Source organism: Paraburkholderia solisilvae, assembly GCF_902859875.1.
Classification (GTDB): domain Bacteria; phylum Pseudomonadota; class Gammaproteobacteria; order Burkholderiales; family Burkholderiaceae; genus Paraburkholderia; species Paraburkholderia solisilvae.
Genome location: NZ_CADIKF010000023.1, coordinates 87,697 through 110,077 on the forward strand (window position 1 = coordinate 87,697; position 22,381 = coordinate 110,077).

At 60.5% G+C, this 22,381-nt stretch carries 22 protein-coding genes; 9 read left to right on the forward strand and 13 right to left on the reverse strand.

What is annotated here, in order from left to right; genetic code table 11:
* Nucleotides 1-202: 202 nt before the first annotated feature.
* Complete coding sequence (locus HV675_RS16045; protein WP_175111901.1) at nucleotides 203-1,174, reverse strand: putative 2-dehydropantoate 2-reductase; 972 nt, start codon at nucleotides 1,172-1,174, stop codon at nucleotides 203-205.
* Nucleotides 1,175-1,607: 433 nt separating this feature from the next.
* Between HV675_RS16045 and HV675_RS16050 the strand changes: the two genes are divergently transcribed.
* Nucleotides 1,608-2,258 carry a glutathione S-transferase family protein gene (locus HV675_RS16050; protein ID WP_175111902.1) on the forward strand — a complete coding sequence of 217 codons (651 nt, stop codon included), beginning with the start codon at nucleotides 1,608-1,610 and terminating at the stop codon, nucleotides 2,256-2,258.
* A 24-nt stretch (nucleotides 2,259-2,282) separates the two neighbouring features.
* Here HV675_RS16050 and HV675_RS16055 read toward each other — a convergent pair whose 3' ends face one another.
* The 3 genes from HV675_RS16055 to HV675_RS16065 form a co-directional block, all read right to left on the reverse strand.
* Nucleotides 2,283-2,984, reverse strand: coding sequence for a PepSY-associated TM helix domain-containing protein (locus HV675_RS16055; protein ID WP_175111903.1), 702 nt, complete (start codon nucleotides 2,982-2,984; stop codon nucleotides 2,283-2,285).
* Nucleotides 2,985-3,001: 17 nt separating this feature from the next.
* Nucleotides 3,002-5,185: a TonB-dependent siderophore receptor gene (locus HV675_RS16060; protein WP_175111904.1), complete on the reverse strand. Its 2,184-nt coding sequence runs from the start codon at nucleotides 5,183-5,185 to the stop codon at nucleotides 3,002-3,004.
* 564 nt (nucleotides 5,186-5,749) lie between these two features.
* A complete protein-coding gene (locus tag HV675_RS16065) occupies nucleotides 5,750-6,472 on the reverse strand; it encodes a sulfite exporter TauE/SafE family protein (RefSeq protein ID WP_175111905.1) in 723 nt (240 codons plus the stop codon).
* Nucleotides 6,473-6,699: 227 nt separating this feature from the next.
* Here HV675_RS16065 and HV675_RS16070 point away from each other — a divergent pair, with 227 nt between their 5' ends.
* Nucleotides 6,700-7,272, forward strand: a complete 573-nt coding sequence (locus HV675_RS16070) for a TetR/AcrR family transcriptional regulator (RefSeq protein WP_175111906.1) — start codon at nucleotides 6,700-6,702, stop codon at nucleotides 7,270-7,272.
* A gap of 135 nt (nucleotides 7,273-7,407) precedes the next feature.
* Entirely contained in the window at nucleotides 7,408-8,289 is an 882-nt protein-coding gene (locus HV675_RS16075) for an NmrA family NAD(P)-binding protein (RefSeq protein WP_175111907.1), read from the forward strand.
* A gap of 183 nt (nucleotides 8,290-8,472) precedes the next feature.
* On the opposite strand, the gene ilvD is transcribed toward HV675_RS16075, so the two are convergent.
* Together ilvD and HV675_RS16085 are read right to left on the reverse strand one after the other, a co-directional pair.
* Complete coding sequence (gene ilvD / locus HV675_RS16080) at nucleotides 8,473-10,332, reverse strand: dihydroxy-acid dehydratase (RefSeq protein ID WP_175111908.1); 1,860 nt, start codon at nucleotides 10,330-10,332, stop codon at nucleotides 8,473-8,475.
* Nucleotides 10,333-10,777: 445 nt separating this feature from the next.
* Complete coding sequence (locus HV675_RS16085) at nucleotides 10,778-11,359, reverse strand: hypothetical protein (protein WP_175111909.1); 582 nt, start codon at nucleotides 11,357-11,359, stop codon at nucleotides 10,778-10,780.
* Between the two features lie 192 nt (nucleotides 11,360-11,551).
* On the opposite strand from HV675_RS16085, the gene HV675_RS16090 reads away from it, so the two are divergent.
* A complete protein-coding gene (locus HV675_RS16090; protein WP_175111910.1) occupies nucleotides 11,552-12,019 on the forward strand; it encodes a DUF892 family protein in 468 nt (155 codons plus the stop codon).
* A gap of 309 nt (nucleotides 12,020-12,328) precedes the next feature.
* Nucleotides 12,329-12,592: a hypothetical protein gene (locus tag HV675_RS16095; protein ID WP_175111911.1), complete on the forward strand. Its 264-nt coding sequence runs from the start codon at nucleotides 12,329-12,331 to the stop codon at nucleotides 12,590-12,592.
* A 303-nt stretch (nucleotides 12,593-12,895) separates the two neighbouring features.
* Here the strand turns inward: HV675_RS16095 and HV675_RS16100 are convergent, their stop codons facing one another.
* Both HV675_RS16100 and rpsU read right to left on the reverse strand, forming a co-directional pair.
* Nucleotides 12,896-13,171, reverse strand: coding sequence for an HU family DNA-binding protein (locus HV675_RS16100; RefSeq protein WP_175111912.1), 276 nt, complete (start codon nucleotides 13,169-13,171; stop codon nucleotides 12,896-12,898).
* A gap of 92 nt (nucleotides 13,172-13,263) precedes the next feature.
* Nucleotides 13,264-13,476 (reverse strand): 30S ribosomal protein S21, encoded by a 213-nt coding sequence (gene rpsU / locus HV675_RS16105; protein WP_175111913.1) that lies wholly within the window; start codon nucleotides 13,474-13,476, stop codon nucleotides 13,264-13,266.
* A gap of 543 nt (nucleotides 13,477-14,019) precedes the next feature.
* On the opposite strand from rpsU, the gene HV675_RS16110 reads away from it, so the two are divergent.
* Entirely contained in the window at nucleotides 14,020-14,223 is a 204-nt protein-coding gene (locus HV675_RS16110; RefSeq protein ID WP_175111914.1) for a cold-shock protein, read from the forward strand.
* 188 nt (nucleotides 14,224-14,411) lie between these two features.
* On the forward strand, nucleotides 14,412-14,636 hold the full coding sequence (locus HV675_RS32495) for a hypothetical protein (RefSeq protein WP_246270315.1): 225 nt from the start codon (nucleotides 14,412-14,414) through the stop codon (nucleotides 14,634-14,636).
* Between the two features lie 150 nt (nucleotides 14,637-14,786).
* On the opposite strand, the gene HV675_RS16115 is transcribed toward HV675_RS32495, so the two are convergent.
* The 3 genes from HV675_RS16115 to HV675_RS16125 form a co-directional block, all read right to left on the reverse strand.
* Nucleotides 14,787-15,077, reverse strand: coding sequence for a hypothetical protein (locus tag HV675_RS16115; RefSeq protein WP_246270316.1), 291 nt, complete (start codon nucleotides 15,075-15,077; stop codon nucleotides 14,787-14,789).
* A gap of 83 nt (nucleotides 15,078-15,160) precedes the next feature.
* Complete coding sequence (locus HV675_RS16120; protein ID WP_175111915.1) at nucleotides 15,161-15,376, reverse strand: hypothetical protein; 216 nt, start codon at nucleotides 15,374-15,376, stop codon at nucleotides 15,161-15,163.
* A 168-nt stretch (nucleotides 15,377-15,544) separates the two neighbouring features.
* The gene (locus tag HV675_RS16125) at nucleotides 15,545-15,832 is read right to left on the reverse strand and encodes a hypothetical protein (RefSeq protein ID WP_175111916.1); all 288 of its coding nucleotides are present in this window, start codon (nucleotides 15,830-15,832) and stop codon (nucleotides 15,545-15,547) included.
* Between the two features lie 519 nt (nucleotides 15,833-16,351).
* Here HV675_RS16125 and HV675_RS16130 point away from each other — a divergent pair.
* Complete coding sequence (locus HV675_RS16130) at nucleotides 16,352-18,748, forward strand: hybrid sensor histidine kinase/response regulator (RefSeq protein ID WP_175111930.1); 2,397 nt, start codon at nucleotides 16,352-16,354, stop codon at nucleotides 18,746-18,748.
* 76 nt (nucleotides 18,749-18,824) lie between these two features.
* On the opposite strand, the gene HV675_RS16135 is transcribed toward HV675_RS16130, so the two are convergent.
* Nucleotides 18,825-19,454 (reverse strand): glutathione S-transferase family protein, encoded by a 630-nt coding sequence (locus HV675_RS16135; protein ID WP_175111917.1) that lies wholly within the window; start codon nucleotides 19,452-19,454, stop codon nucleotides 18,825-18,827.
* A 275-nt stretch (nucleotides 19,455-19,729) separates the two neighbouring features.
* Nucleotides 19,730-20,752: a UDP-glucuronic acid decarboxylase family protein gene (locus HV675_RS16140; RefSeq protein WP_175111918.1), complete on the reverse strand. Its 1,023-nt coding sequence runs from the start codon at nucleotides 20,750-20,752 to the stop codon at nucleotides 19,730-19,732.
* A gap of 620 nt (nucleotides 20,753-21,372) precedes the next feature.
* Here HV675_RS16140 and HV675_RS16145 point away from each other — a divergent pair.
* Nucleotides 21,373-22,278 carry a tyrosine-type recombinase/integrase gene (locus HV675_RS16145; RefSeq protein ID WP_175111919.1) on the forward strand — a complete coding sequence of 302 codons (906 nt, stop codon included), beginning with the start codon at nucleotides 21,373-21,375 and terminating at the stop codon, nucleotides 22,276-22,278.
* The last annotated feature ends 103 nt before the right edge of the window (nucleotides 22,279-22,381 follow it).

Consider the following 22,381-nt stretch of genomic DNA (forward strand, 5'->3'; position numbering starts at 1 on the left):
TGTCGAGCGTCGTTGGTGGGTATCGTAGGGCCGGACTATGAGCGGAAAGTTAGCGCGCGGCCCGCATCCGGCGATGCTGGCGGAGGCCGGCATTTCGTGTCGCATGCGGCGCATGCGGCCTTGCGGCCCGCGGGCGTGCATGCGGGCCGTCAGCTCTGCACAGGACCGGGGCACGCTCGCCGACGCGGCCGCTACGCTGCAACTACGCCGCCGCAACGGCGTTCGCGTCGCTCTGCCTGTCGAGCACACGCAATGCGTGATACAGCGCATCGATGCGCGGCAGCACGCATCCGCCTGCGCGTGCGGCGGCAAGCGGTTCCGCGTACATCACGTCGAGTTCCATTGGCCGGTGCAGCATCGCGTCGAAGTACATGCTCGGCAGATAGTCGCCTATTGATGTCACAGTCAATTCCACCAGTTCTTGTGACAGACCTTTGGGCAACGGACAGCCGCACGCAGCGGCGCCTTGCCGGACTTCTTCCATGATCGAGATCACCAGCTCACGGCTGTCCGGATCCTCGGAGAGGACTTTGGTGTTCACTTTCAGCAACGCGGAGAGGCCGTTGTACGGCACGTTCCAGACCAGCTTTCTCCAGCGCGCTGAGACGAGATTCGGAATCGCCTGCGAGCCGACGCCGGATGCCGTGAATATGGCCACGCCCTCGTCGAGGATGCTTTGCGGCGACTGGCCGTCTTGCGGTCCGGAGTGGTAGCCGAGATGGATATCGCCGAGCGCGATATGCCTGACGACGCCCGGCGCTTCGCGGTGCACGCCGATCCAGCCCAGCCCTCCGAGCAGATGGACGGACTCGGGCAGCATCGGGCGCAGCGCATCTTCGACACCAAGCCCGTTCTGCATGCAGATGACTTTCGCGCCGTCCGCCGCCGCACGCGCGATGAGCGGCGCCAGTGCGTCGTTGCTGGTCGCCTTGGCGCCTAACATCAGCCAGTCGCACTTCGGCATCTCGTCGATGCTGCGGTAGGCGTTGACGGCGATGGGCGCCGCATCGGCGAACTTCTTGCCGACAATCGCAAGACCGCGGCTCGCGACCGCGTCGTATTCGCTGCGCAGCAGAAAGTGGACGTCGAATCCCGCGCGAGCGAGGTGATAGCCGAAGTAGCCGCCGATCGCGCCGCTGCCGATCATGCCGATGCGAGGGGAACGCTGTGTCATAACACTCACCAGATAAGAGAAGGCGGCTGTTCCATCCGTTGGGTGCGTCCCGCGGGAACCAGCGCTTTTTAAAAGGGTTTCAGTTGAAAGAACACCCGGATGAAATAGATATTCCTGTGTGCCGATCGTTTTCGACGTCCACCTGATAGCCCTGACGTGTATGTCTGGTTGGGTACCATTGCGCGTCTCGTTGCCGCGTCGGGCGGCGCTCCCGCGGTTCTGTTTCGGCCGCGATCGGCGTGTGCCGGCGCGATGACGCGCTCACCGCTGCTGCGCGCGGCGTCGTCTGCGTGGATAATCTGGGCCTCGCGCGCAGCGCGGTCGGCGCGCCTTTCGCGCGGCCGAAGTATCGATCCATTCAATATTCTGTCTGGCGCCGGGGCGCGTGAACGGGGTGGCCAGCACAGGAATCTTTAAACGACGGAGTGTGAGGATGCAGCTTTACGGAAGACGCAGTTCGATCAACGTACAGAAGGTGGTCTGGAGCCTGGCGGAACTGGGTCTTGTCGATGGACGCGACTATCGGCGCATCGATGCGGGACTGGAATTCGGCGTCATCGACACGCCGGCGTTTCTCGCGATGAACCCGAATGGCCTCGTGCCGACGCTGGTCGACGGCGAACGGGCGATCTGGGAGTCGAACACGATCTTGCGCTACGTGGCGGCGACGCGCGCGGGCGGCAGCGCATTGCTTCCGTCGGAGGCGGGCGAGCGCTCGGAAGTCGAGCGCTGGATGGACTGGCAACTGGGCACGTTGTGGGCGAGGCTGCGCATCACTTTTCTGGGTCTCACGCGCACACCGGAGCCGCAGCGCGACTATGCCGCAATTCGCGCGGCGTTCAAGGAAGCCGCGCGGTTGCTGCGCGTTCTCGATGGACATCTGCAAGCGCGCACGTTTATTGTGCTCGAGCGCTTCACGCTTGCGGATATCGTGGTCGCGCTCGCGACGCACCGCTGGTATGAGCTTGCCGAGCGCTTCCCGGAGGTGCTGGACGCGGAGCCGGCGATGCCTTCCGTGATGCGCTGGCTGAAGGACGCCCGAAGCCGCGATGGTTTCTCGATCGCAGTCGGGGCCGGCGCGTAACGGCGATTCTTTCGAGATCGAGCATTAACCGATCGAATCAAGCGCCAACACGATAATCGTCAGCATCGAGACGATAAAAATGGATGCGCCGATCGCGCGTTTGCGGTTCAGTTCGGTCCACAGAATCACGCCGGTCAGCGACAGCAGGATCAGGCTGCCGGCGATCGAATCCGCCAGCAATATCCAGCCGATATTGGCGCCCTGCGAGCGATGCAGCGCTTCGAGTACGCCGACGACGCCCTGTTCGCGCCGCTCCACGTGCACGAAGGTGCCACCCTTCCAGTAGTCCGCATCGAGCAGATAGCGCGGCGTGACGTAACGCACAGTCCAGTGCTCCGGTTGCATCACCGACTGATCGCCCCACGTGACCGGCTGCGCCTTTTCACGTTGCACGCGCGCCGCGGGCCGCTCGAGCTTCAGCGTGTCATGCACCCAGTTCGAGAAGTCGCGCGGCGAGTGGAACGCGTCCGCTGCGACCGGCAATTGCACGGACGACACGACCGGGCCGCCTGCGTTGATCTTCATCGTCGCGCGATGATTCTGCAGAAAGCCGGTGACGCCGAACAGCAGCCCCATCACCGCGCCCCACAGTCCGACCCAGCCGTGGATCTTGCGCAGCCACTTGAGGAACTGGCTGCGCCGCGAGCGTGTCGTGTTGCCCGCGTTGCGCGACACGTTCACTTCGGTCTGCGATGCGATGCGCGTGGTGGTGGTCGAAGTATTCATTTGAGGTTTCCCCTTGTTCAGAACTCGAGCGTCGACTCGAGTTCGAGCGTGCGGCCGAGACCGACGCCGAGCTGATTCGATCCGGCCGCGCTCCAGTAGCGGCGGTTGGCCGCGTTCTCCAGATTGGCCTGGAACGACACACGTTTGCCGTAGACACGCCGCGTATAGCGCAGCCCGGCGGTGAGCAGCGTGTAGCCGCCGATGCTCGCCTGGTCGGCGCTATTCACCGGCCGCGGTCCGACGTAATACACGCCGCCGTTGACCGAGAGACCTGCGAGCACCGGCACGCGATACTCGGCGAACAGGCTCGCCGTCACGTGCGGCGTGTTTTCCGGCGTCTTGCCGATCAGCGTCGGGTCGGACGAATCGACCTGCGTCGCGTCGAGGTACACGGCCGACGCGATCAGCGACACGTCCTTCGTCACGTCGCCTTGCACCGAGAATTCGATGCCGCGATAGCGCGCATTGCCGTCGAGCAGATAGACGTTGTCCGCGTTGGTTTCGGCGGCGGGCTGGCGCAGGTTGAAGAGCGCGAGCGACACCAGCGCGCGATCGGCGAGGCGCGTGCGCACGCCGACTTCCTCCTGATGGCTCACCGCTGCCGGCAGGATCTGGTTTGCGTTGGCCGCGGTGGCCGGCGCGCTGCCGGCCGATTCGAGCGCTTCGACGTAACTCGCATACACGCTCGTATTCGGTGTGATGCGATAGCTGATGCTGCCCGACGGCGACGTGCGGCTGATGTCCTGATTCGGCGTGCCTGCCTGCGAGGCGATGTATTCCGAACGGCGTACGCCCGCCACGACCTGCAGGCGCGACGTGAGGTCGATCTGGTCGAACGCATACGCGCCGCCGTTGCGGATATGCTGCGCGAAGAACGCTTTCGGCGAGCCGCTCGGCGTGAGCGTATTCACCGGGATCGGGTTGTAGAGGTTCTGCGGCGCGGTAAAGAAGAAAGTCGTGAAGTCCGGCTGGAACAGCCAGTCCTGCGTGAGGCCGACGGTCAGTGTATGAGCGATCGACGCGGTATGGAACGCGCCGACCACTTCGAGCCGCACGTTCTTGTTTTCGTACATCTGACCATTCTGCTCGCTGGCCTGCAAGCTGCCCGCGCCGGTCGCCACGTTGTACTTCTGGAATACCCATGCCCAGCGGTCGCGTCGCGTGATCGACTGGCCAAGCGTGAAGTTCGCGCTCCAGTTGTCCGATATCGCGTAGTCGGCGCGCACCAGTTGCGAGGTTGCGGTCGCGTTGGTCGGATGCGCGTTGCTGACCAGCAGCTTCGACGGATCGGGCAGCGCAGGCAGCGCAATCAGGCCGTTTTTCCCCGCTGCGAGCGGCGCGATGCCGGCCTGTTCGACCACGCTCGTTTCGATATGCTCGAGGTCGTATTGCAGCTTCAGCCGGTTCGTGACTTTCCAGTCGAGCGCCGCGCTGATGAACTTGCGATAGCCGCGGTCGCCGTCGATTGGCGTCTCGACGTGCTCGTCCATCGCGTTCACGCGGATACCGAACTGATCGTCCGGGCCGAAGCGCCGCGCGATGTCCACGGCTGCGCCGATCGAGCCGTTCGAATCGCCGAGCGCGGTGAGGCTCGTCACGGGCTCGCTGCCCGCGCGCTTCATCACCATGTTGACGATGCCGGCCGGCACCGTGAAACCGTAGTACAGCGCGGAGGCGCCTTTCAGCACTTCGACGCGCTCCTTGTCTTCCATCGGCATCCAGATGTTGTTGTCGATCGGCAATACGCCGTCGATCAGAAAGCTCGAGCGGTTGTCGAGCGCAATGCCGCGCACCGACAGGTTGTCGTACGCAAGGCCGTTCAACTGCTGACGCACGACGCCGGGGACGTTGCGCAGCGCGTCGTAGAGTCCGGTGTCGCCTTGCGCGTCCATCACGTCGCGCGTCACGACGTTGATCGTGGCAGGCACGTCGAGCGCATCCATGCCCTTGTACGGTCCGGTTTCGACCGATGCCGGTGCGAAGCCCTTCGTTTTGTCGCTGGTCACCTTCACGGGCGCGAGCTGATTCGTGTCCGCGGCATCCGCCGCCGGCTCAGCGTCCTGCTTGCGCGTGTCGGTTTCCGGCGTCGTCAGGTCCGCAGCCTGAGCGGCAGTGCCGATCAGGCTCGTCGCGAGTACGACGCTCGCCCAACGTGTTTTCGTCCGAGCCAGTGCGTGGCGGCTCAGTCCGCGTTCGATCATTTCCTGTTCCCGTGTTTATTGCGTTCCCCTCGCAGCGCGGCCTCGAGGCAACAAAATCCTTACAACCTTTCGGATGTGTTGGAGGCGGCATGATAATGCGAATCAATATTATTTGCACCGTTGATTGTTTGAAGATTTGCTTACGGTGCGAAAGGGTTGTCGGGCGAAAGACGCGATGCGGTCGCGGTTTGCGAGCGTTTTCGGGAAAAACGATCGCGTTCTATCTGAGTCGCGCGAGGCTCGCTACGCTGGATGTCGGAAGGTTTATCAACCGCGCGTGTTGTCGTTGTCGGTGCCGGGGCGCGGGATGTCGGTCAGTGGCTTGAGGGCGTTGACGACGTCCCGGATGGTTGGACGGGTTGGGCGATCGATGCTCACATAGAACATCCTAGAAGCGAGCTTTATTCGCTATAGAGACGCTCGGGCACTAACGGAATACGGTCGGTTCGTGATCAGGCTAACGGCGTAAAGGCCCGCGCTATTGCGCGCGTCACTAGCACGATTGTTTTCGACAATTGTGATGTACCCGCGAGGGCGGATAGGTCCGCGCGGCGGCGAGCCGTTTCAGCGGCTTGCAGCGAACAGAAGCGACAACCCCGACGAAAGCATCAATCCATCCACCACCAGCCTGAAGGTGTTCGGCGACATCCGCGTCACGACGCGCCGAGCCGCAAACGTTCCGAGCATGATCGATGTGCCGGTGATCAGTCCATTGACAATCACGCTTACAGGCAGCGCGCCGAAGTGCTCGAAGACCGATACCTTGGCGCCATACACGGCCAGCGAGCCTGCAGCTTCGGTTGCGAGAAACGCGCCCTTGACGAGTCCATATCCGATGAACACCGGCACGGTAATCGGTCCGGTCGAGACGACGATGCCCGTCAAAAAGCCGACGAACGCACCGATGAACGACAGATGAATCAATGAAAAGCGGATGGGTCGCCGTGCAAGCCAGCGGCGCGCCGGGATCATCGCGACGAAGAAGACGCCGAGTGCGATATCGATCACGCGCGGCGGCAACGCAAGCAGCGTGCGCACGCCTAGCATCGCACCGGGTATGGCCGTCACGCAGTAGGCGGCGCATGCCTTCCAGTCGATCTCGCGCCACCATGACAGCACCTTTCCAAGGTTGCCCAGGATGGCAGCGATGGCCATGATCGGGACCGCTTGCTGCGGGCCGTAGAGAATGACCAGCACCGGCATTAGCAGGATAGACGAGCCGGTGCCGATCACGCCGCTCAGTACGCCGGCCATCAATCCCACTACCAGAACGGCTAGATATCCCACTGTCTCCCCCGCGTGTTTCGACGGATTTTAGCAGCGTGGAGGCGTAAGACGTTCATCCGCTGCGTTACGCGCTGCCGTTCGCGTTAGCGCTTGCGTTGTCCAATCGTAATCTCGCCTTGCACCAGGCACGCCGCCTGCCTATCGATTGCGGCGCAGCGCGTCCTTGATCTTCGTTTAGATTCAGACTATCATCTAAACAAGCGTGTAGGCATGGGGTGCCGGAAGCCATGAAGAAGTCGAAGGTGGAAACGGTTGAAACGCGTCGGCGCATCATCGATGTGGCGGCTCGCGAGTTTCGGCTCAACGGCATCCATGCGACAGGGCTGAACGACCTGATGTCCAAGGCTGGACTGACGCGCGGCGGGTTTTATCGGCACTTCGAGTCTAAAGACCAGTTGATTGCCGAGGCATGCGCCGAAGGCGTGACGAGGATCGTCGCTTCTCTGGAAAATGCGGCGGGCGAAAAAGAGGGCAAAGACGGCTTTCGGGCGATCGCCGACCACTATGTGTCGACTTTTCACCGCGACACGTCCACCGGCGGTTGCCCGTTCGCAGCCATGGGAAGCGAGTTGGCACGCGCCGACGAAAGCACGCGCGCTGTGGCGTCTGAAGGCTTTGACGAACTGATCGAGGTTCTGGCGAAGCGCCTCGATGATCCACAGTCGGAAGCGGCGCGCGCCGAGGCCGCGTTCGCGCTCGCCGCGATGATCGGGGCCGTCACGATGTCGCGGATCATCGTGGACCGCGATGCTTCGATGCGCATTCTGCAGCTGGTAAAAGAGCATCTCAACACGCTTTAGGCGACACGAACGGTTTGACACGGGCTATGTCGCTTCATTTGAAACTGTGTATATGCACAAAAAGATACCAGGCATCGATAGGGAAACCCGGCACTCGGGCCGAGTGCGAATCACTTGAGAGGGAGTATCGACATCATGCAACAACGTAAATTTCTGGTTACCGCCGCAGCCGGCAAGACGGGCGTGCATACGGTTCGAAATCTGCTGGACGATGGCCATGCGGTTCGCGCGCTGGTCCATCGCGACGATGCGCGAAGCGAGGCGCTGCGCAAACTTGGCGCGGAAGTCGTCGTGGGCAACCTGCTTGACCACGACGATGCGATTCGCGCGACCGACGGCGTGTCGGGCGCCTACCTGTGCTATCCGGTGCGCCCCGGGTTGATCCAGGCGACCGCGTACTTCGCGGACGCCGCGCGTCGCGCGAAGCTCGAGGTCGTCGTCAACATGTCGCAGATTTCCGCACGCGAAGACTCGAAAAGCCACGCCGCCCGAGACCACTGGATCTCGGAACGTGTGCTCGAGTGGTCTGGGGTGCGAACCATCCATATTCGCCCGACGTTCTTTGCGGAATGGCTGATTGCTCCGTGGGTGCGCGACACGATCGTGAAGGAAGGAAAGATCACGCTTCCGTTCGGTAACGGCCGCCACGCGCCGATCTCGGCCCCGGACCAGGCACGTGTGATTGCCGCGTTGCTTGCGAAGCCCGCCGCGCATATCGGCAAGATCTATCCGCTGTACGGCGCCACCGAACTGAGTCAGCCGGAGATTGCCGACATCGTCAGCAAAGTACTCGGCCGCAAGATCGTTTATAGCCCGACGAGCATGGACGAATATGCCGCGCAGGTGGAGAAGTACGGCTTGCCCGCCTTCACGATCCAGCACTTCATTGAAGTTGCGATCGATTACCAGAACGGCATTTTTGCCGGCACGAACGATGTGATCGAACAGATTACAGGGAAGGCGCCGCAGTCACTCGAGGCGTTCGTGACCGCGAACCGCCAGGTGTTCGACGTGTGAACCGGCTTCGCATGTGATTCGAGGTGTGAAATCGTACTTCCACGGAAGCTCGCGCTAGTCCGACGAACCATGTTGCCGGACGAAGCGCGAGGCAACGCCGCATTCAATGTTCGGAAATAGAAAAAGCCGCTGCGCGCAGCGGCTTCAAAGTGCGGATAGCGGGCCGCCGGGCCCGCCACAGCGTCAGTCGTCGAGCAGCGAAAGGTCGCGCACTGCGCCCTTGTCGGCCGACATGACCAGTTTCGCGTAGGCCTTCAATGCCCCCGACACCTTGCGCGGCCGCGCTTGCGCCGGCTTCCATCCCTTCGCGTTCTGTTCTTCGCGGCGGCGCTGCAATTCCTCGTCGGACAGCAGCACGTTGATCGAGCGGTTCGGAATGTCGATACGGATTCGGTCGCCATTGCGCACGAGACCGATCGCGCCGCCGGCCGCCGCCTCAGGCGAGCAATGACCGATCGACAGACCGGACGTGCCGCCGGAGAAGCGGCCGTCCGTCAGCAGCGCGCACGCTTTGCCGAGGCCCTTCGACTTGATATAGCTCGTCGGGTAGAGCATCTCCTGCATGCCGGGGCCGCCGCGCGGACCTTCATAGCGGACGATCACCACATCGCCGGCTTTCACCTTGTCGTTGAGAATGTTCTCGACGGCTTCGTCCTGCGATTCGGTGACGTGTGCCGTGCCCTCGAACACGTGGATGCTTTCGTCCACGCCCGCGGTCTTTACCACACAGCCGTCGAGCGCGATGTTGCCGGTCAGCACCGCAAGGCCGCCTTCCTTGGAGAACGCATGCTCGTAAGAGCGGATGCAGCCTTCCGCGCGGTCGAGGTCGAGGCTCGGCCAACGCGTGTTCTGGCTGAACGCCACTTGTGTCGGAATGCCGGCGGGGCCCGCCAGGTACAGGGTTTTGACGGCTTCGTCCCGCGTGCGGACGATGTCCCACTGATCCAGCGCGTCCTTGAGCGTCGGCGCGTGCACGGTGGGCACATCCGTGTGCAGCTTGCCGGCGCGGTCCAGCTCGCCGAGGATCGCCATGATGCCGCCCGCGCGATGCACATCCTCGATGTGGTACTTGTTGGTGTTCGGCGCTACCTTGCACAACTGCGGCACGACGCGCGACAGCCGGTCGATGTCGGCCATCGTGAAGTCGATTTCCGCTTCGCGTGCAATGGCCAGCAGATGCAGGATCGTATTGGTGGAGCCGCCCATGGCGATGTCCAGCGTCATCGCATTTTCGAACGCCTTGAAGCCGACCGAGCGCGGCAATACGCGTTCGTCTTCCTGCTCGTAGTAGCGGCGGGCGAGTTCGACGATGTGGTGGCCGGCGCGCTTGAACAGCTGTTCGCGGTCCGCATGCGTCGCCACGATCGTGCCATTGCCGGGTAGCGACAGGCCGAGCGCTTCGGTCAGGCAGTTCATCGAATTGGCGGTGAACATGCCCGAGCACGAACCGCAGGTCGGGCACGCGGAGCGTTCCACTTCGGCCACGTCGGCGTCGGAATAGGCTTGATCCGCGGCGATCACCATCGCGTCGATCAGATCGACCTTCCTGATCTCGATGGCCTTTGTGGCGGGATTCGCGAGGCGCGTCTTGCCGGCTTCCATCGGGCCGCCGGAGACGAAGATGACCGGAATGTTGAGCCGCATCGCGGCGATCAGCATGCCGGGCGTGATCTTGTCGCAGTTCGAGATGCACACCATTGCGTCGGCGCAGTGCGCATTGACCATGTATTCCACCGAGTCCGCGATGATGTCGCGGCTCGGCAGCGAATACAGCATGCCGTCGTGGCCCATCGCAATGCCGTCATCGACCGCGATCGTGTTGAATTCCTTGGCGACGCCACCCGCGGCCTCGATCTCGCGCGCGACGAGCTGGCCGAGGTCTTTCAGGTGCACGTGTCCAGGCACGAATTGGGTAAACGAATTGACCACCGCGATAATCGGCTTGGAGAAGTCTTCGTCCTTCATGCCGGTCGCGCGCCACAGCGAGCGCGCGCCTGCCATGTTGCGGCCGGCGGTCGAGGTTTTGGAACGGTATGCGGGCATTGTGTTGATTGAAGAAAGGTCGCGGAAAGGAAGCGGGCCGGAGACGGAAACCCGCTGGCCCGTGCGGACATTCTGTCGAGCCGCATTCCGGGCAAACGCGCAATTATCCCACAGCCTTTTCCAACGTATCCGCGTCGGGCGACGCGGCTGCTTTCCAGCCCGCAGGCGGTATGCCGACCGTGCAAAAGGTGCTCGACGACAACGTTGTGCACACAACCGTCAAAGTACGGGCTGCGGGTTCGGCCGCATACGGCCGTTTGCACATGCGTGCGTACGCTGAAAAAGCGCTCGCATAGCCTAATGCCGCATCAATGCGCGGTGCGTGCTAAAAGCAAACGGGAGGCAACGGGGTGCTACAGCGCGGGACTGGTGCGGGACGACGTGGTTGATCCGTGGGATCGTACGCGACAGAACGGCTGACCGCGGATATCGCGGCGCATGTACGTCAACGGGGCACGGTCCAGGAAAGCGGGGAGTGAGGATAGTCTTCAAGCGGAGTGCGCGGATAGTCGCCGTCAAAATAGCGACCGGCCTCGGCGATTATCGCTCCATATGCGGTTCTTTCATCTGCAAACGAACCTTCCAGTTGCACGGGACGGTCGCCTTCAGGAATAAAACGGGCAATCACACCGTACTCGTCCTTGCGCATTTCCACGTCGCATTTGCGGTTGCCGATCAACCGGCCAATCATCGGCATCCTGTACCACGTGTTTTCAGGCATATTCATCTCCGTTAGGTGCGCCAAACAGGCATAGCGCACCATGCACACCACTATACACGCGAATACTTGAATGCCCGTTTTCTTTCGGCCTTGCATCCGCGAACATTCGATACACCGCTTGCCGGTCGACCTGTCGAATTGCCCACGTTTTCGCGTCACGCGAACGAGCGTGTCAGGCAACCGTATCAGGCAACGGATTGTCCGGTTTTGACGGCGCAAGGTGTTACCAGAAATAGCTTGACCCTGTACCAGGTGGTGCGTATGTTGAACGAGGAAGTCTGAGAAGTCCGCTTGATACTCATCCATCAACCGCTTCTCGCACACTGTTTGTTGCGTTGTTCTCGTTCTCCTTGGCCGTCATCGTCTGTTTCCGTCTGGAGTGTCAGCACATCTCCAGCTGAAGTTGGATGGATCACGGTATCGTCAGGTGGTTTGGCGATGGCAAGGGCTTCGCTTCATGACGTCTGACGCGAAGCGACGACTGTTCGCCCCATCCCTATGACTGACCAACGGCAAGATCTGCTCCATCTGCTCGGCGACGCGTATGCGCTGGCGCGGAAAGTGGAGCGCTTACTGGAGCGATTTGGCAATCGGCATGTCCGTCATGCTGCCCTCGCCAGTACGATCGACGCCTGCCTGAAGCAGACGCTCGATCAGCAACGACTGCTGGTCGATTGCATGCACCGTATCGAAGGCGAAGGGCACATCTCCCGCTTGGGCAATGCAAATCTTCCGGCAGACATGCAGCCTGCGCAGTCCGATCGGCCAGGCGATGATGAACCTGATGAACTGGCTAGCGTGCGTGCGCTGACGCTTCAGGAAATCGACATCTACACGTCATGTATCGCGACTGCGGAATCGAGTGGTTTCTTTGAAACGAAGCTCGCCTGCGAAGGTATTCTGTCGCAGAAATTCGCGTTGGTTGCATGGTTGTCCGGGGACGATCTGTCGACCGCCTCAGCCTGATCGTTGTAGACGAGCCGGAAAAGTCAGCCGGCAAGCCCGATGTGCTTCTCGTAGTTCTCGTAGCGCGCTGGGGGCAGGGCTATTCGAAGATCCGGCGGCAGCCTCGCTCGACAGTGACCACGGCTGCATGCAAATTGCGCGTCGTTTCAACAGGATAGTGAGTCCGGTGTTTTGATTCCGACGGGCATCTAATGTCGCGTCCGGGTCCAGTAGTTGCACGCTCAGGATCTGTTCGACCCTTGTCCCTTAAGCGTCCTTCAGGCGTCCGTCGAAAAATGCATTGCGCCATCAATTCAAACGGAGCGCCTCGTGTACCGGATGATTTCCTATCGCGGCTTTGAGATTCACGTCGAACTGAGTCTATCTGCCAAAGACCTGTACGACGTCCGCTTTCAGATAAAGGACTGCGAGAACCGTAACATCGCGGGAGAGACGGGACGAGTGATCTCGCTCCGCAATGGCCCGTTTACGCGCCGATGGGCCTACCTGATTGCCGAAGTGGCTGGGCAGGCCGCGATTGACGTACTGCTGGGACCAGCCGAAGCTGATGATGCTGACGCGGGTAGCGTGTGAGCGTGGCAGTCGCGCACGCGTGGCAGGCCCGATCGATGTGCCAACCCACGCGCGCATGAGCGACTGCCTCGCACCGGATGAACTCGTGAATGGCCGACGGCTTGACCCGGATACGGCGAACATGCGCCGTTGATCGCGTGCATGCGCGCAGCGTCGATATCGGCGAGCGCGCTCACTTTAACGCGGGGCGCGCATCAGTCAATTGCGCAGTCGCGACGCCGCGGGCCAGCAACCGGTTAAATCTTTTCCGCATCTAACCGATAGATGCGACGCACTGCGACAAAGCGTCATTGAGTGCGGGAGTCACGAATTGACGGCATCCTTGAACGCCTTTCCCGCTGAGAATTTAACCGTCTTCGCCGCCGGAATTTTCATTTCCGCGCCCGTCGCCGGGTTGCGTCCCGTGCGTTCGGCGCGCTCGCCTGACGAGAACGTGCCGAAGCCGATCAGTTGAACTGTGTCGCCGCGCGTTACCGCCTGCGTGACGGCATCGAGAATCGCGTCGATGGTCTGCGCAATACTCGTCTTGCTTTCGCTGGTTGATGCTGAAACCTGATTGATGAGGTCTTGTTTGTTCATGCTTGCTCCTTTTCTGTTTTGGCCGCCCGGCGCGGCTTCTGGCAGGCGGTCCGCATCGCTTCGCCCGCCAGAACGCTGCCGTCGCTGTTCTGTCAGTACAGCTTTTTCGGCGGCAGGGACCGCCGTATCTGCTTGCGCAATCTTGCCACGGCTGCGGCCTTCTTTCGCTTGCGCTCGGCACTCGGTGTTTCGTACGTTAACCGCGCGCGCAGTTCCTTCAGCAGGCCCGTGTTTTCAATAGAACGTCGAAAACGCCGCAGCGCGACCTCCACCGGTTCGTTCGGCTTGGGGATTACGGTAGTCATTCAGTTTCCTGGTTGCGATCCGGACAATCAGGTAGAGAGCAAGTTGAGTGCCGTCTACCCGTTGCCGTTGCGCGATGGATCCATGAAGACCTCGAACGGCGCGCCCTTCTTTCCGTCGAGGTTGATGAAGCTGAACGGAGCGCCAGACCGGCAAACGTTGCAGCAAGGATTCTTCTGTTTATGCCCGTTATTGGCCTGCGCCACAGGGCTGAGGGTATCGCAGATCGTTCTGCGCACGCTATGGGTTCATTCGACGTGCGGGATATGGGACCAGAACGCCAGGAAATTCGAATTCCTTATTGTACGCGTCCGATCCGCGCTCTGAAGAACGCTCGATGAAGTTTTTACCGTTCCCTTTCCGGAGAAACTGATTGACCGGCTCCCGCTAACCGCGTATTGTTGGTCGCTGAAGTACTCAGGAAGTTCAATTGGCTTGGCCGATGTGCGCCAGGCCCGCGGTGTTCACTATCCCTATTCCTCTCTTGATGCTTCCCCGTCGCCACGTGGAACGGGCATCTTATTTGTCATTTTGAGAGGTTTATTATGAGCACCGGCACGGTCAAGTGGTTCAACGAAGAGAAAGGATTCGGCTTCATTACTCCTGATGAGGGCGGACCGGATCTATTTGCGCACTTTTCGGAAATCCAGGCTCAAGGGCACAAAACGCTGACCGAAAACCAGAAGGTCAGCTTCGAAACGAAGCGCGGTCCGAAAGGCCCGCAGGCCGCCAATATCAAGCCGCTTTAAGTCGCGACTCCTGCGCTGGCCGTACTGAATACTCCTCTCCAGGCAGGCAGCATCGGCTGGTCCGCGGAGACCTGTCGCGGCGCGGACCCCGTCCGCGCCAATCGCGAAGCCCATCCAGGCGTGTGCACGGTTTAACTGTGCGGTCGGATCGGTTGGCTCGCGAATTTCTACATCACTATCATCTTTCAATGAACGTTTCTGTCGACCGACAGTATCGCGGGTACGCGGTCTGTCCATCTGCCCATCGCATGCCTGATGGCTGTTTTTCCTCGAACCTGATGCTCGAGCGATTCAATGCTGAGGTAGCGTCTACGCTTTACGAATTTTATTCGCTCGACTACTTCGCGAGCGAAGACGAAGCCCTCAGATATTCGAGCCGTTGGGCGCGCAACTGGATTGACACCCGCGGCTAGACCGCGTGCACTGCATCATCTCGCCCGCTCACCGCCGCGTCTCAATCTGATTTCAGTACGCGCTGCGTGCGTTGCACTATTTGTTCGCGTAGCAGCGCATGCCGGGATCGGCCCGAGGAACATCATTGCGCGTTGCTTCGATGCGTTGCTTCAAAGCATGGTCAACAGGTCGAGCTGACGTGGCGTTTCCCTGCCGGCGACCAATGAAAACATGCACCGCGTCGCTCGTTCCTCGGCCGAAAACTCATGCATGCTCGAGAACGCGTCCCAGACGTCTTCATCGAGCGGCCGTGCAACGCTGTGTCGGCGCGCGAAAACCTTTAACAGCTGGCTGGCGCCCCGACGGATCAGATCGCGCCTGACGTCGAGCACGTAGCATTCGTGTCCTGCGCGCAGGACCAGGTAGTACGGGGTGCGCCGTGCGCCTTCGGTCATGTCCATAGATCGGTTATCCGATCGCACTGGCGGCATCCCGCCAGCGTCATCACGAAGCTTTGGCATAACGGTGGGTGGACGGCTCCACACTAACCGTAGCGTCGTTCGAGCCATTCCATTGCCCAGTCGGTTGCGAACCTGATGGCGTCCTCGCGCATATCGAAGCCCGCCAGATCGCCACTCACGTAAATATCCTGCCGAGCTTCGCCGTCGCGATTACAGCTGATTCTTGCGTGAGCCATGTATTCGCCATCCGCCCGGCGCGGGGTCGCGTCAATCTGGAAAATCGAGGAATTGAAGCGCATCTGCTTTCTCCATACCGGTTGCCGGCACACTGTCACGTGGCGCAGCGCAACGACCGCTCACATGCCTGATCCGGCCTTCAGACGCGCCACGACCTGGCTCGCCGCCTGATGCCGGACGCGAACGCTTCCTGCCGTCTTGCCGGGCAAGCGCACGCACCGAGGAGCCAGCTAGTCGCAGTCCCAGATGGTTCTGCCGGGTGGGCAGGTATCGATCAGATGCTCGGCGTAAGCGGTCGAAGCACGCCGCGCATCACCTGATGACCAGAACGGCGCGCCCGTGGCGACCACGAAGACGCGGCTGCGTCCCTCTCCGTCAGCGGCATCGGGTTCCTTGATACGAACGGCAGCATCGAAGCCTTCGTCGTAACTATGAGCGAACCCGGGCTTCGTCGCCTGACGCGGATAAACGAGCGGATGAACTTCCAGCCCTTGATAAACGTGGACGCTGGCTATCATGGATTACCTTTGTGGCCACGATCTCGCAACATCGTTTGGACTGGTCCGGCATGCAGGCGGTGCGCTGCATTGCGGCAGTGGCGTCGCCACGCAGTACGCGACGCCCGTGTCGAGGGAAGGGTTGAGTAAGACTGACGCCCCCATCGTACCCGTTTCTGTGTTTTTGTACAGCGAAAGTTTCATTGCTTTCAGGTGCTGCGAGCATACCGCGACGTGGTCCGCTATTGAGCCGGATGCCAGCCGTCATCAACACCGGGACCACGATCCTGACGTTGCGGATGGTCTGGCTCTTCCTGCAAATGCACAACGTATCGGGTACGTGTCCAGCATGGGCTCGATGCTTCCATTTTTGCGGCATCGAGCGTACAACAAGGGCGCAAAGTGCGTTCCGGTCCGCGCCGCGTTGCGTTCCGGTAAAGTTTTGTGTGGCGAGAGCGGTCCGCACAATCGAAACCGATCCTCATCTGTCCCGTCAGAGATGCACCCGTTGTGGGCCTCCCGGGAATTGCCGGAATCATGATGAACGAAACCGAAGAAGGATCAGGCAACTTCACATCCGGATGGCTCGCCCTGTGGGCCGAGTCCACGCAGGATTACGCGATCTTTGCGCTCGCGCCAGACGGACGGATCCTGACATGGAACCGGGGCGGTGAACTGATCCATGGTTACCGGGGCGAAGAAATTATCGGTCAGACGTTCTCCGTGCTATACCCCGAAGCCGACCGGCGCGCCGGCGCACCGGAAGCGGCCCTTGCCGCGGCGATCGAAGCAGGCCGCCATGTCACGGAAGGATGGCGCTTGCGCAAAAGCGGTGAGCCATTCTGGGCGAACGTCGTGATGACTCCGCTGCGCGACCCTGACGGCCGTCTGCTCGGTTTTGGAAAAGTGGTCCGCGACGTCAGCGACACGAAGGCCGCGCACGACGCGGTACTCGAAAGCGAATGGCGCTTCCGGCTGCTCGTGCAAGGCGTGGTCGACTATGCGATTTTCATGCTCTCTCCCGAGGGCTATGTGACGAACTGGAATGCGGGCGCCCGGCGCATCAAGGGATACACCGAAGAGCAGATCGTCGGTTCGCACTTCTCACGTTTCTACACACCCGAAGACATCGCCTCAGGCGTACCGATGCGCGGACTGGAGATCGCCAGACGCGAGGGACGGTTCGAAGCAGAGGGCTGGCGCGTGCGGCGCGACGGCAGCCGGTTCTGGGCCCACGTCGTTATCGATGCAATCCGCAACGAAGGTGAACTGGTGGGTTTCGCCAAGGTGACGCGCGATATCACGGAGCGTCGCAAGGCGGGCGAACTGCTTGAGCAAACGCGCATTGCGCTGGTTCAGTCGCAGAAGATGGAAGCGCTCGGCAAACTGACGGGCGGCGTCGCACACGATTTCAACAATGTGCTGCAGGTGATGCGCGGCAACCTGGAGCTGCTCGAAGGCCGGCACGGCCGTGACCCGTGGACGCGCGACCGGCTCGGCAAGGCGATTGATGCGGTCGAACGGGGTGCAAGGCTGGCGGCCCATCTGCTGGCATTTGGCCGCCAGCAGCCGCTGCAACCGGTGGTCATCAATCCGGCGCGTCTTCTGCGTGGCATCGACGACCTGCTGCGCCGGGCGTTGGGCGAACCCGTCGAGATCGAGACGGTCGTGGCGGGCGGCCTCTGGAACACGATGATCGATCCGCACCAGCTCGAGAACGTGATACTGAACCTCGCAATCAACGCGCGCGATGCGATGCCCGATGGCGGCAAGCTGACGCTCGAACTCGCCAACGCGATGCTCGACGATGGATATGTGGCGACGGTGCCCGACGTTCCGCCCGGTCAATACGTGCTGGTGGCGGTGACAGACACCGGCACGGGCATGACCCAGGAAGTGCTGGCGCGCGCGTTCGATCCGTTCTTCAGCACCAAACCGGAGGGAGAGGGCACAGGGCTCGGCCTGAGCATGGCCTACGGGTTCGTCAAGCAGAGTGGCGGCCATATCAGGATCTACAGCGAAGTGGGTCACGGGACCACCGTGAAAATCTATCTACCGCGTTCGACGGAGGCGGCGGACGACCTGCTTCCGGCGATCTCCGGCGAGGTCCGGCGTGGCAACGAAACGATCCTGGTCGTGGAGGATGAGCCCCAGGTGCAGTCGACGGTCATCGATATGCTTGCAACGCTCGGTTACACCGTATTGAAAGCCAACGATGCGCAACAGGCACTCGCTGTGATTGCCAGCGGCGTGCGTATCGATCTCATGTTCACCGATGTCGTTATGCCCGGTCCCGTTCGCAGTCCGGAGATGGCGCGCCAGGCCACCCGCTTGCAGCCGCACCTCAAGGTGCTTTTCACATCGGGCTATACGCAGAATGCAATCGTTCACGGTGGCCGGCTTGATCCTGGGGTGGAACTGCTGAGCAAGCCGTACAGCCGCGAGCAGCTCGCCGTCAAAATACGTCAGATGCTCGGACCGGGCGAAGAGCCCCCGTCTGACGATGGCAAACCAGGCCTCCTCGCATCACGGAAGCACGGCGGCCAGGCGGCACCGTTGCATGAACGGCGCCGGATTCTGGTCGTGGATGACGACGCCGACTCGCTCGAGGCGGTCTGCGAATTGTTGACGATACACGGGCACACACCCACCCGAGCCGACGACCCTCAGGCCGCACTCGACATGCTGCAGCAGCAATCCTTCGATGTCCTGTTGACCGACCTCGCGCTGCCGGGCGTATCCGGAACTGAACTGGCCCGCCGTGCGGTTCGCTTAAGGGCCGGCATCGGCGTTATCTTCGCCTCTGGAAATACGATTTCAAAGGATGAGGCGGCTGGATTCGAGTGGACGGCGTTACGCAAACCGTTTGACGCCGCGCAATTGCTCGACGCCATACAGAAGGCGTCGCGGCATGCATCGCGTGAGCAGGGCGAGTAGTGCAACGACCGTGTACGGCGAGCCGCGTTTTTGCGGGTACTCGCCGAATTCGTCACCTTTCAGACGCGGCGCTTGATCAAGGGGCGGTCGACCGGAAGCTTTCCTGGGCGATGACGCGCTCCCACCATTCGCCGACACCAGCCAACGCCAGCATTTCATCGCGATGCGGCGTAAGCGCCACGTAGGCCATGATAGGCGCGAGGTAAAGATCGGCGATGCTCAACGCGTTACCGGCGAGATACGGCGCTTCGCCTTTGAGACGCATGATCTCGTTCAGGACGAGGCGACTCCTTTCCAGCGCGGCTTTGAGCACGTCGTCGTGCTGGCCGCCGATGAAATCCGGGAACAGGTAGTATCCGGCGACGCCCAACAGCGCATCATAGCCATAGGCGTCAACAATGCTGGTCACCATATCCATGCGGGCTCGATCCTTCGGCGTCGCGGGGGTGAGCGACGGGCCGGGCAACACGGTGTCGAGATAGCGCATGATCGCCGTCGTCTCGATGATCCGAAACCCGTCCACGTCGACGACGGGGACCTTGCCGAACGAGTGGCGTGCCAGATGCTCGTCTTCGCGCGGCTCACCCTTCAATACGTTGACGGGGACCTGGTCGTAGTCCGTGAATTGCTTCTCGGCGAGCAACATCCGCACGGTCCGCACATAGGTTGATCCGTTGAACCCCCAGAGCTTGATTTTGATGGTCATCGTGGTTTCCGAGTTGGGTTGCCACTCGAGGAGAGTGGCGAGCGTGATTGAAGCGCCGCACTCGCACGCGTTTCCGGTTGAAGTCATACGCGCCTGTGGCGGCTGAGGCCCTAACGATAGCCAGACAGGTCGCGGGTCGTTGCGGGCCGCTCGATGGTACACGGTCCGCGCGGTGGGATGCGGCATTGCGCTCAAGAGGTTGCCATCCTTCGAAAGAAAGGACGCCGGGTGGTCAATCAAGTGGAGCGACAAGTCTGATTACCTTGCCGCTTGGGTCAATTGCAGACCCGAAGAGTCGCGTGCGAGCCGGCGCGCATCCGGGCGACGGATGGTTGCTCCACGATGGGTGAGAGCCGGACGGATAGCGTCTTCCTGAAGTGCTCGATTGTTCTGGCGAGTCCATCTTCAAGCGATACCTTCGGTACCCACCCGATGATATTGCGCGCAAAAGAGACATCGGGGCAGCGCTGCATGGGATCATCGGCAGGCAGACCGGTGTACACCAGCCTGGAGCGGGATCCAGTCATCCGGACAATACATTCGGCGAGTGTCTTCACGGACACTTCATCTGGATTCCCGATGTTCACCGGGCCCGTCACATCTGCCGGTGTTTTCATCAACAGCACGAAGGCATCGATCAGATCGTCCACGTAACAGAAGGCACGCGTCTGTCCACCGTTTCCATAAATCGTGATGTCGTCATCTTTTAGCGCCTGCACAATAAAGTTCGAAACGACGCGTCCATCGTTAAGGCTCATGCGCGGGCCGTAGGTGTTGAAAATGCGCGGTACCTTGATGTGTGTGCCATATCGACGGTGATAATCGAAAAATAAAGTCTCGGCACAACGCTTACCCTCGTCGTAACAGGCCCGTGGACCGATCGGATTAACGTTTCCACAATAGGACTCCGCTTGCGGATGAACGGTCGGATCGCCGTACACCTCGCTCGTCGACGCCTGCAAGATGGTCGCATTCATGCGTCGCGCGAGGTCAAGCATGTTGACCGCGCCCATGACGTTCGACTTTACCGTCTGCACCGGATCGCGCTGGTAGTGACCCGGCGAGGCTGGACATGCAAGGTTATATATCTCGTCGACGCGGTCGATCTCGAGTGGGAGCGACACATCATGGTGGACCATCCTGAAACGCTTGTTTCCGAGAAGATGGGCGATATTTTTCTCGCTGCCCGTAAAGAAGTTGTCGAGGGCGGTCACGTCGTGTCCGTCAGCAACGAGGCGGTCGCAGAGATGCGAGCCAATAAGCCCGGCGGCGCCCGTAATGAGTGTTCGAGTCGTCATGTCGAATCCGTCGATGTGCAAAGGGAATTGATATCAACACAAAGGTTTTCGGGGTATCAATGATTTGTTTCGCGAAAAGACAGCTTTAAGCGTATTCCGTATCGACTGCTTTAGATTCGAACAATTGCCGCAACTCGGTTTTATTGTAGAGCATGGGTTGCGTTGATTGACGAAATTTCAGAATGCGGTGCTATTCCGTATGCAAACATCGATAAGTCAAATTGATTAACTGACATATACGCGGAGTGTGCCATCGGAGCTGGGACGTTCCTTTGTATGGCGAAGGTCGAGCCGGTAGAACGGGCCGAAGTCCGGGTTGCTTTGCATCGAGCAGTTAATCGATCAGCGATCGGTCAGCGTAGTCCTGATCCTTCAACGTTTGTGAGGGCGGGCGAGCGTTCCTGGGGGCCGACCTTTCCGGGAGCTAGAGCCATCGGCCTCGCTCGCCGAGTCTTCCGCGTTCATATAGCTACCATTGCCGCCGGCACTGAAAACCGCGGCTGGCTTGCACGACCTCTTTCTTCCTCAACTGGATTTGAGAAACAGCTATGCGACAGGTTGTCGGGCCACGTTTTGGCGCTCAAAAAGCGCCAGGACATCAATCTGACCGTGAGGCACCTATGACCTTGACTGAAGCAAAAAGAAACTTCCTGCGCCATTGCGGGCTGGTTGTTAATTTGTCGCAGAACACATTACGAGCGTATGGCAGCGATCTCGATGACGCACATCGATACCTTGGTCAACGTAGAAAACTGGAGGATATTCGGGCGGAGCATCTACGTGGGTACATCGAGCACATGCGGCTGCAGCGTCATTTGAAGGAGACGACTGTAAAACGCCGACTGGCGAGCCTGAAGCTACTGTTCGTATGGGCTGTGAGAGAAAGGATTATTGGTGACGATCCGTTCCATACGCTTAGTGAACGAATAAGGCTGCCGAAGCGTCTTCCGAGGGCACTCGATCGAAGCGATCGTGAGTGCCTCAGAAAAGCGCTGGTTCTGCGTTCGACCACGGATGACTTCAATACGATCCGAAGCAAAACCGCCATACACCTGTTGCTCGATACAGGCATCAGAGTCGGCGAGCTCGTGACTATTTGTCTTCGCGACATCTCTCTTGCAAACGAATCTTTGCTTGTTCAAGGTAAGGGCGATAGGCAGCGGCTCGTCTATCTTTTGCAGAAACCGCTGTATCGCAAAGTGGAAAAGTATCTTGCATGTCGACGTTCTGTGCAGACGTCCAGCGATCGACTGTTAGTGTCTGCTAGAGGAAAGCCGGTTTCCGCGGTGAATATCCGGAAGGAGCTAAGAGGGCTTTGCAAAACAGCAGGCATTGTCCGTCATGTCACGCCTCACATGTTGAGGCACACATGTGCGACGCAGTGGCTTGAAGCTGGAATGGATATCCGCTACGTACAAAAGCTGCTGGGGCACCAAAGTATCTCCACGACGGAGATCTACACACATGTCTCAGATCAAGGGTTGCGAGAGGCTTTGTTCAAGGCCACGGGGGGATTTCGACGATAACTAGGAATTATCGACCATATGAAACCGCTGCTCGCCCCGCAGATCTTGAAGCCGAACTCAGGCGAAAAGCCTCGCATCCTCTTCATCGCCGAATATGCGCCAG